At 61.9% G+C, this 8,059-nt stretch carries 9 protein-coding genes and 1 tRNA gene; 3 read left to right on the top strand and 7 right to left on the bottom strand.

Going from position 1 to position 8,059, the window contains the following annotated elements; all coding sequences use genetic code 11:
* Positions 1–16: 16 nt before the first annotated feature.
* Positions 17–92: transfer RNA gene (locus tag ACZM22_RS10955), tRNA-Ala, on the bottom strand.
* A gap of 429 nt (positions 93–521) precedes the next feature.
* On the opposite strand from ACZM22_RS10955, the gene ACZM22_RS10950 reads away from it, so the two are divergent.
* Entirely contained in the window at positions 522–1,721 is a 1,200-nt protein-coding gene (locus ACZM22_RS10950) for a coenzyme F420-0:L-glutamate ligase (RefSeq protein ID WP_489544096.1), read from the top strand.
* 66 nt (positions 1,722–1,787) lie between these two features.
* Here the strand turns inward: ACZM22_RS10950 and ACZM22_RS10945 are convergent, their stop codons facing one another.
* From ACZM22_RS10945 to ACZM22_RS10930, 4 genes are read right to left on the bottom strand one after another with little or no spacing between them, the layout of a single operon-like run.
* Positions 1,788–2,390 carry a hypothetical protein gene (locus ACZM22_RS10945; RefSeq protein WP_489544095.1) on the bottom strand — a complete coding sequence of 201 codons (603 nt, stop codon included), beginning with the start codon at positions 2,388–2,390 and terminating at the stop codon, positions 1,788–1,790.
* The gene (locus tag ACZM22_RS10940) at positions 2,387–4,246 is read right to left on the bottom strand and encodes an LPXTG cell wall anchor domain-containing protein (RefSeq protein WP_489544094.1); all 1,860 of its coding nucleotides are present in this window, start codon (positions 4,244–4,246) and stop codon (positions 2,387–2,389) included. The genes ACZM22_RS10945 and ACZM22_RS10940 overlap by 4 nt, the downstream gene beginning before the upstream one ends.
* The gene (locus ACZM22_RS10935) at positions 4,221–5,120 is read right to left on the bottom strand and encodes an ABC transporter ATP-binding protein (RefSeq protein WP_489544093.1); all 900 of its coding nucleotides are present in this window, start codon (positions 5,118–5,120) and stop codon (positions 4,221–4,223) included. Before ACZM22_RS10935 ends, ACZM22_RS10940 begins: the two co-directional genes overlap by 26 nt.
* The gene (locus tag ACZM22_RS10930) at positions 5,113–5,478 is read right to left on the bottom strand and encodes a GntR family transcriptional regulator (RefSeq protein WP_484424827.1); all 366 of its coding nucleotides are present in this window, start codon (positions 5,476–5,478) and stop codon (positions 5,113–5,115) included. Before ACZM22_RS10930 ends, ACZM22_RS10935 begins: the two co-directional genes overlap by 8 nt.
* Positions 5,479–5,682: 204 nt before the next feature.
* On the opposite strand from ACZM22_RS10930, the gene ACZM22_RS10925 reads away from it, so the two are divergent.
* Positions 5,683–5,871 (top strand): ferredoxin, encoded by a 189-nt coding sequence (locus ACZM22_RS10925; protein ID WP_489544092.1) that lies wholly within the window; start codon positions 5,683–5,685, stop codon positions 5,869–5,871.
* Between the two features lie 3 nt (positions 5,872–5,874).
* Here ACZM22_RS10925 and ACZM22_RS10920 read toward each other — a convergent pair whose 3' ends face one another.
* A complete protein-coding gene (locus ACZM22_RS10920) occupies positions 5,875–6,117 on the bottom strand; it encodes a hypothetical protein (RefSeq protein WP_489544091.1) in 243 nt (80 codons plus the stop codon).
* A 242-nt stretch (positions 6,118–6,359) separates the two neighbouring features.
* On the opposite strand from ACZM22_RS10920, the gene ACZM22_RS10915 reads away from it, so the two are divergent.
* Entirely contained in the window at positions 6,360–7,670 is a 1,311-nt protein-coding gene (locus ACZM22_RS10915; protein ID WP_489544090.1) for a Na+/H+ antiporter NhaC family protein, read from the top strand.
* A 214-nt stretch (positions 7,671–7,884) separates the two neighbouring features.
* Here ACZM22_RS10915 and ACZM22_RS10910 read toward each other — a convergent pair whose 3' ends face one another.
* On the bottom strand, positions 7,885–8,046 hold the full coding sequence (locus tag ACZM22_RS10910) for a prolyl oligopeptidase family serine peptidase (protein WP_489544097.1): 162 nt from the start codon (positions 8,044–8,046) through the stop codon (positions 7,885–7,887).
* Positions 8,047–8,059 lie beyond the last annotated feature (13 nt).

Below are 8,059 nucleotides of genomic sequence, written 5' to 3'. Positions count from 1 at the left end.
GTGATTTTTCTCGAAATGGTGGACCTAATCGGGATCGAACCGACGACCTTACGGATGCGAACCGTACGCTCTCCCAGCTGAGCTATAGGCCCATATTGCCGTTTTTTGCAGGTTTTTTGCAACAAAAAGCTGATTTTCAAGTTTTCCGATTTTAGAAGAATTCAGAGAAAAACCTCTCCGAAATCATGGACTGAAACTCGCAGGTCGATGTGCGACCATAGGGATGCGAACCGAACGCTCTCCCAGCTGAGCTACAAGCCCGAATATGAAGTTGTATGGTTGCGGTATGTCAGGCTTGCTCTCCCAGCTGAGCTACAAGCCCATAATTACCCTATCATTATACACATCCTGCGGGAAAATGCAAGAGCTTTTTCCGTGTTCTTTTCGCTGCGCGTTCAGTATTGCTAATACGCAATATAAATATTTCATATTTCACTTATGCCGAATTTGTGCTATACTATACCTGTTGCGCAGCGATAAGTGCTGCGTGGCCTGAAATGATATGCAAAGGAGCATCCGCTATGAGCAGAACCTTGGGTACTGTGGTACGGGGCGTTCGCGCTCCCATTTTCCGCGAGGGCGACAACGTGGTACAGATCACCGCCGACACCGTGCTGAATGCACTGAAGGACAACGGCATCACCGCCCGTGACGGCGACATCGTGGCCATTACCGAGTCCGTGGTGGCCCGCTGTCAGGGCAACTACGCCACGGTGGAGCAGATCGCCGCCGATGTCCGCGCCAAGACCGGCGGTCAGACCGTGGGTGTCACGTTCCCCATCCTCAGCCGCAACCGATTCTCCCTGTTGCTGCAGGGCATCGCCGCCGGTGTCAAAAAGGTGGTGCTGATGCTCAGTTATCCCTCTGACGAGGTGGGCAACCACCTGGTGTCCATGGACCAACTGGACGAGGCCGGCATCGACCCCTGGCACGATGTACTGTCCCTGGAGCAGTTCCGCGCCGCCTTCGGCGCCGTCATCCACCCCTTCACCGGCGTGGACTACGTGGACTACTACAAGACCATCATCGAGTCCGCCGGCGCTGAGGCGGAGATCGTGTTCGCCAACCGCGTCCAGGCGGTGCTGGACTACACCGACACCGTCATCTGCTGCGACATCCACACCCGCAAGCGCAGCAAGCGCCTGCTGGCCGCCGCCGGCGCCAAGGTGGTGCTGGGGCTGGACGACCTGCTGACCTCCCCCGTGGACGGCAGCGGCTACAACCTCCAGTACGGCCTGCTGGGCAGCAACAAGGCTGATGATGACCGCGTGAAGCTGTTCCCGCGGGACGCCAAGCCCGTGGCAGAGGCCATCGGAAAGGCCATGAGCGAGGCCACCGGCAAGCGCGTGGAGGCCATGGTCTACGGCGATGGCGCTTTCAAGGACCCCGCCGGCAAGATCTGGGAGCTGGCCGACCCCGTGGTATCCCCTGGCTACACCAGCGGTCTGGTGGGCACTCCCAACGAGCTGAAGCTGAAGTACCTGGCGGACAAGGAATTTGCCGGTCTGTCCGGACAGGCCCTCAAGGATGCCATTTCCCAGAAGATCCGCGAGAAGGACGCCAAGGTCAGCCTGGTGGGCAACATGGTGTCCGAGGGCACCACGCCCCGCAACCTCACCGACCTCATCGGCTCCCTGTGTGACCTGACCAGCGGCTCCGGCGACAAGGGCACTCCCATCATCTATATTCAGGGCTATTTTGACAACTATACCAACGAGTAAGCTGTTTCTATCTCCTCACAAATGAAATAGAGAGGCGCGGGCCGTCAGGCCCGCGCCTCTCTGCGTTTATCCGGGGGTTCCTTCCACAGCGTAGGGCAGCTGCACCAGCGCGTTGTCTGCACGCTGGTAAAGCCGTCCGTCCCGGGCGTAGTACGTCTCGTTGCCCTCGTCGCACGTCACCGTCCACACAGGGGTGATGATATAGCTGCTGACGCCCTTGTCGTAGCCAAAGTAACCGGTGGGCGTCGGCAGGCTGCCGTCCGGCTGGACGCTGCGGACATAGCGGCCGATGTGGATGTGTACCGGCAGCGTGATCTCCACTGCGCCGCTGGGCATGGTGTAATGCGCCCGTTCCGCGCCGCGGTACGTCTCCGGCATGGTGATGGCCAGCCCCGCGGTAGGGGCCTTCTTCAGCTCGCCGGTGAAGCCGCCGATGGCTGTGACCTTCACGCCCTGCACCGTGTCGGGGATAACGTAGTCGATGGCGTCGCCGGTGCCGTCCCAGCGATAGGTGCTGGCAAAGGCCGCCCCGTGGTCCTTCCGCAGGTAGAGCAGGACACCGTTTTCCTCCACGGCGTCCGCCGCATCGTAGTTCCGCAGGCTGGTCAGCCACAGGGTAGCGGCGGTCAGCACCAGCGCTGCGGCGATGCACAGCAGTCCTCTTTTCATGACACGGCCTCCGTGTCCACCGTGGTGGTGTTGGCGAAGTCCAGGCTGCCGATGAAGGACTGCATGCGGGTGCAATAGCCCATCGGAGTCAGGCTGCGGCTGACATCGCGGCCATCCACCATGGCGTAGATGACGATGTTGTAACGGTATACGTCCCATGCCTCCGTCTCCGCCGGGAGGGTATCCTCCTTAGCCGCAGCGGCGTAGACATCATCGCTGTTCGCGGCCATGGCGGCCAGCACATCACTGTCGGAGACATCGTTGGCGTCCTGCTGGGCCAGACGGCACAGCTCCGTGGCCTGCTCACGGGTCAGATCCACCGTGGCGCCGGTCCAGTAGTCCTCCACATAGCCGCTGCGGACGGCGTCCAGCCCGGATGTCTCCAACCAGTCGATGCCCATGGCAGAGCGGCGGAACTGGGGCATATTCAGCAGCTGGTTGGTCAGGCGGTACGTCTCCGTGCCGGAGACACAGGCGATGGTGTAATCCCGCCGGACGGTGTCGCCGTTTTTCAGCTCATAGCGCAGGCGGATGCTCATACAGCGGTCCGAGTTATCGGCCATAGCCTCGCCCTGAGCCAGGGCGGCGCGGTGCAGCGCCTGCACCCGCTCCAGCACGGCGGGATCGTCCGTCTCGCAGTAGCTGCTGTCACCGGCGTAGAGCTGGACCGACACGGTGTCCACCTGGGACGCGCCGGGTATGCGGTTCTGGACGTCGAAGAAGTCCTGGCGGATGCACAGGGTGATGGCGGCCAGTGCGATCACCAGCGCCAGCGCCTCCTTCCAGCTGCGGCGGAAGACGCGGAACGACTTTTGCAGCAGCATTTGAGCGGCGAAGAAGCACAACAGGCCCATGACCGCCTGGCACAGCAGGAGCTGCACCAGGCCGCCGACCAGACCGCCCAGCAGCGCTACGCTGAGGAACAGGCCCAGGCCCAGACCGCCGCACAGACCCACGGTCCACCGGACGATGGGCCGCAGCCAGCGGAAGGCGATGGCGTCACCGGCGGCCTCACTGGGCCGTCTGCGGTACAGAAGCCAGCCCAGAGCCAGCAGCGCCAGTCCCACGATGGCATAGACCAGCAAGGAGGTCATGCCGCCCTCCGGCAGGACGCGGAGGTAGACCTCCTCCCCCTCTCGCGGCACCAGAACGTCGGCGTAGCCGCAAACGGCGGTGGACAGGCGGGCGATGGGCGTCAGCCAGATCACCGCCATGGGGAAGGTGGTGCTCTCAAAGCCGAAGTAGAACCAGCGCTGAAGGAACTGCACCACGACGCATACCAACAAAACAATGCAGTTGGCCGCGCCGTACAGCACCGGTATGGCCAGCAGCCAGCCGGTGGCCATGGCGCACAGAGTACCCAGAGACAGGAAGAACAGCTCCAGCAGCTCCGTCACCAGCAGCCACAGGCCCAGCGCGGCCCAGTCCACGCTGCCGGAGGGCATCATAGCCAGCGCTGACAGCAGGAAGATCAGCAGATTTCCCGCTGTCAACAGGCCGAAGCCGCTGAGAAAGTGGGTGAAAAACTGGGATGTGCGGGTGACGGGCAGGGTGTGCATCAGCCCCACAGCCCGGGGCGTCATCAGATAGGCATACACCGCCATGGGTATTACCGCACCCGCCAGCACCGCCAGCACCAGCGAGCCGGTCATGGCGGCATAGACGTGGTTGTGCAGCTGCGCTGCCAGCTGGACCGTCTGCTCAGACTGAAAACGCAGATAATCCCGGGCTGTCTGCAGCAGGGGGATGGGCAGGATCATCAGCCACACCAGCACATAGAGAAAGCCGGCGGGCCAGTAGTGGCGCACGTCGCTGCGCAGCAGCGTCCCGTTACAGCAGGATGTCTTTCGCGGCATAGTCCACACCTCCCAATTCATAGATAAAGATCTCCTCCAGTGTCAGCGGGATGGATTCCAGCAGGATGGGCTCCGTGATCTCCATGCGGCGCAGGATCTCGGCGCGGCTGCCCCGCACGATGTAGGTATACACCCGTCCCACGTGACTGCGGTGCAGGATGTTCAGCTCCGACGGCAGCATCGGCTCCGTCACGCCGGCGTAGGCTACCTGCAGCTTCACGGTGTTGTCCTGCAGGTCGGAGAGGCTCCGCTCCAGCAGCACCTGCCCGCGGTTCAGGATGCCCATGTGATCGCACACGTCCTCCAGCTCGCGGAGGTTGTGGCTGGACACCAGTACCGTGGTGCCCCGCTCGGACACGTCACCCAGCAGCAGAGACCACACCTGGCGGCGCATGACGGGGTCCAGCCCATCCACCGGCTCATCCAAAATGAGGTACTCCGGCATGCAGCACACCGCCAACCAGAACGCCGCCTGCTTCTGCATACCCTTGGACATGCGGCGCAGCATCATCTTCTCGTCCAGTGGGAACACCTGCTTCAGCTTTTCATAGCGCTCCCAGCTGAAGGCGGGGTACAGTCCCGCGAAAAAGCGGGCCATCTCACGAATATTGGCCTGGGGGAAATAGTACCAGTCGTCGCCGATCACTGTCATCCGCCGCTTGACGGCGGGGTTCTCGTATACCGGCTGGCCGTCCAGCAGCACCTCGCCGCTGTCCTGACGGTAGATACCGGCCAGATGCCGGATGATGGTGGACTTGCCCGCGCCGTTGGGGCCCACCAGACCGTACACCGCGCCCTTGGGAACCGTCATGTTCAGACTGTCCAGCGCCCGAAAGCCGTCAAAGGTCTTGACCACGTTTTTCGCTTCAAGCATGTGTCTCTCCTCCTCTCCACAGCTGCAAAAGATCCTCCTCCGTGCAGCCCAGCGTCTTCAGCTCCTCCAGCAGAGGGGCCGCCTGCGTTTTCAGCTCACGGATACGCCGCTGCTGCTCGCCGCCCTCGGCGGCGGCAAAGCTGCCCTTGCCGGGCACGGAGTAGATGTACCCCTCCGCCTCCAGTTCGCTGTATGCCCGCTGGATGGTGTTGGGGTTGATGGCCAGCTGTGTGGCCAGACTCCGCACCGACGGCAGCTTTTCGTCCGGCGGCAGCAGCCCCGTCAGCATCATCCGCCGCAGATTGTCCTTCACCTGCTGGTACAGGGGGCGGCTGTCCCGATAATCCAGGGAGATCATCCGCGCTCACTCCTTCCTGCCATTGCGTATTAACTGTATTATGCGTGTTAGTACAGTTACCATACCATGGACAGCTGCGGCTGTCAAGGGAAAAATGGAAAAAATGCGGGAAGCGCCGTCCGAAAGGGACGGTGCTTCCCGCATACTTTTTCCCGATACGGGGCAAACTGCCCGTATCCTGAATTTGCTATGGAGGGAATTTTTATGGAAGCCATCGTATTGCAGAAGGCGTGTATCCGGTGCGGCCTGTGCCCCACCATTTGTCCGGAGGTGTTCTCTCTGGAGAACGGCGAATCGGCGCAGGCGGCGGCCGGGCCGATACCCGACGGTTTGAAGCTGGCCGTGCAGGAGGCGGCGGACGCCTGCCCCGCGGCGGCTATCGAGGTGCGGTAAGCCTTACCGGAGGACGGTGCCGTCCGCCAGGGTGATGGTGTAGCCGTTGAAATTGATGGCGCCGTTGTTGGTGAGGCGCCGGACGTAGAAACGCTTGACGAACCGTGCCCCCTGTACCAGCAGGGCCACGGCCAGATAGGCGGCGGCCAGCGTTACCATGGCTGCGGCCGTGGCCCGCCCGCCCAGAATGTCGGTAAGGCACTGGGCCATGCGGCCCTCAAACCAGGGCCCTGCCAGAAGTCCCACGTTGATCTCTGGGAAGAAGGGAGATCTATCAGTGGAAGGAGAGACGTCATCCGCCGGATAGGCGAGCCGGCCATGATGAAGACACCGGCCCGCTCCGGTCTCGCCGAACACCTCCGCGTACAGACCGGACGCGCCAGACAAAGCAGATAAGGTGCAGATGTCTTTGCGTTGACTTTTTCTTCCCCTCATGATACCATCAAAAGCGGTGAAAAAAGCCAACGTTTTCATAAAGGAGAGAGTTTATGGAGAAAAAACCAACCCCCCGGGCGGTGGCCCTGCTGCCCGTGGCCGTATTCCTGGTGCTGTATCTGGTGCTGGGCATTATTCTGGAGTATGTGTTGAAAATCAAAATGGGCTTCTATCAGATCCCCATCGTCGTGGCCTTCTTGGTGGCGCTGCTGGTAGCGTGCCTGCAAAACCGCGGTGTGAGCTTTGATGAAAAGCTGGAGCTGATGGGACAGGGCATCGGCGATAAGAACATCGTCACCATGATCCTCATCTTCCTGGTGGCGGGCATCTTCGTGGGCGTCACCGGCCGCTCCAGCGCCGAGGCCGTGGCCTACTTCCTGCTGTCCATCGCCCCGGTGAAGCTGGCGGTTGCTGTGCTGTTCGTGGTGGCGTGCTTCGTGTCCATGGCCATGGGCACCTCCGTCGGCACCATCACCCTGCTGGCCCCCATCGCCGTGGCGGTGTCCGCCGATTCCGGCTTTGACCTGCCGCTGTGCATCGCCTCCGTCATGGGCGGCGCGATGTTCGGCGACAACCTCAGCTTTATTTCCGATACCACCATCGCCGCCTGCTCCACCCAGGGCACGGAGATGAAGGACAAGTTCCGCGCCAACTTCAAGATCGCCCTGCCCGCCGCGCTGGCGGCGCTGGCGCTGATCATCGTGGTCTCTCTGGGTACCGATGTGCAGAACGCCGTCTCCGGCGGTCACGATCTGGTGCTGATCATCCCCTATGTGCTGGTGCTTATCGGCGGCATTGTCGGCCTGAACGTGTTCGTGGTGCTGCTCATCGGCATCGCCGCCGGCGCTGCCATCACCCTTATCACCGGGCAGGTCACGGCGCTGGAGCTCATGGGCAACATGGGCGGCGGCGTGTCCGGTATGTTCGAGACCATTCTGGTGACGCTGCTGGTGGCCTCCCTGTGCGGCCTCATCCGCGCCTACGGCGGCTTCGAGAGCATCCTCGCCTTCATCCGCCGGGTGTTCCGCGGCAAGCGGGGCGGCCAGCTGGGCATCGGCCTGCTGGTGGGCCTCATGGATATCGCCACCGCCAACAACACCGTGGCCATCGTCATGGCAGGCCCCATCGCCAAGGAGGTGGCGGAGGAATACGGCATCAGCCCCAAGCGCTCCGCCTCCCTGCTGGACACCTTCTCCTGCATCTTCCAGGGCATCATCCCCTACGGCGCCCAGATGCTGGTGGCCATCTCCACCTGCGCCACCCTCGGCTACGCCATCAGCGCCTTTGACATCATCCCCCTGCTGTTCTACCCCTTCCTGCTGTGCCTGTCCAGCCTGCTGTTCATCCTGTTTGACAAGAAATAAAGCATCTCATTTCGTGTACTTACAGCAAGAGCCCACCTTCTTGAGAAGGTGGGCTCTTGGCGTAAATGCTTCCGCGGTACCTGTATGACGCGGCGCTGTGGCCGCTGTCCGCTGAAATCGATCCATATAAAACAGGCTACTGCCGCGGGATACGGCTCAGGCGCGGCAAATGCTCCGGCACACACTCTGCCAGAATCCGCCGGTTGGCTCCCCCTTATTCTTCCTTCAGGTGCTCCTCCATCCAGTGCAGGATCTCGCTGAGTCGGCTGATGCGGTTGGAGGGCTTTTCCTCTCGGCTCAGGCCGTGGTTCTCGCCGTAGAACATGCACAGCTTGCTCTCCACGCCATGGAGCTTGAGTGCCGCGAACATTTCCAGACCGTTGGCCAGC

This window comes from Vescimonas sp., from assembly GCF_057856985.1.
This window is presented reverse-complemented; position numbering and strand designations above follow the sequence as displayed.